This is a genomic window from Kiloniella laminariae (genome assembly GCF_027214005.1).
GTDB lineage: Bacteria > Pseudomonadota > Alphaproteobacteria > Kiloniellales > Kiloniellaceae > Kiloniella > Kiloniella laminariae_A.
This window is the reverse complement of the sequence record NZ_JAPWGY010000030.1, coordinates 1-965: the sequence shown is the minus strand read 5'-3', so window position 1 is coordinate 965 and position 965 is coordinate 1. Positions and strand designations below refer to the sequence as shown.

Genomic DNA, 965 nt, shown 5'->3' with positions numbered 1-965 from the left:
CAGGTCGTGATGTCACGCTTGATGCGGGGGATGATATTACCCTCACCGCTGCGCAAAGTACCTACGCGCTGGATCATTCATCGAAAAGCAAATCAGCCTCTGCCGGGGTTTCTGTGGGGATCGGGATTACGGGTACCCCAACAGTTTCAGCCAATGGTTCCATCTCTGCCAATGCATCGGACCGCAATGTTGATAGCCTGACCCATACCAACAGCCGTATTCTTGCCGGAAACGACGTCACCCTGAAATCCGGGGATGACACGACCCTCAAGGGCGCACAGGTTCAGGCAAACGGGTCCATTGATGCGGATGTCGGCGGAGATCTCACTCTTGCCTCGTTGCAGGATACCAGCCGGATCGACGGGGGCAGCAAGGGCGGTTCTGTCGGGGTGAGTACTGGTCTGGACGGCAAGGTCAATGCCGTCAATGGCTCCGTCTCCTACGGCAAAGAAAAGGGTCGCAAGGCGTGGGTCGAGGAACAGTCTGTCCTGATTGCCAAAGGCAACGTGGATGTCACCGTCGGTGGTCACACCCAGCTTGACGGGGCGGTCATTGCCTCGACCGAAGGCGATGTGACGCTGGATACCGAGACCTTCGACTACAGGGATATTCAGGATCACGACACCTACAAGAACGTCAATGGTTCTATTTCCGGCTCTATCGGTGTTGGCGGGGATGATAGTGCAGACAGCGCCTCCCCGGACCCACTGGATCAGATCGCTGCCCTACCCACCATCGAAGGTTCCTACGAAGCGTCGGAAAAAGAACAGATCACCCGCGCCACCGTCGCGGCCCCCGGTGGCAATATCGACGTCACCGTCCGTTCTGACCCCGATCAGGATCTCAGTGATCTCAACACCGACCTGAGCAAACGTCAGGAAATCACCAAGGATAAAAAGACCAAGCTAAAGGTTTATGTTGATGGTGCTGCCCTGAGAGAAGTTGTCAGCGGATTTGAGGGTACG

General features: G+C 56.4%; 1 protein-coding gene. It reads left to right on the top strand.

Features of this window, described 5'->3' with window-relative positions:
• Nucleotides 1-965: hemagglutinin repeat-containing protein (locus tag O4H49_RS20490; protein ID WP_269425291.1), on the top strand; the 965-nt coding region annotated here is incomplete at both ends.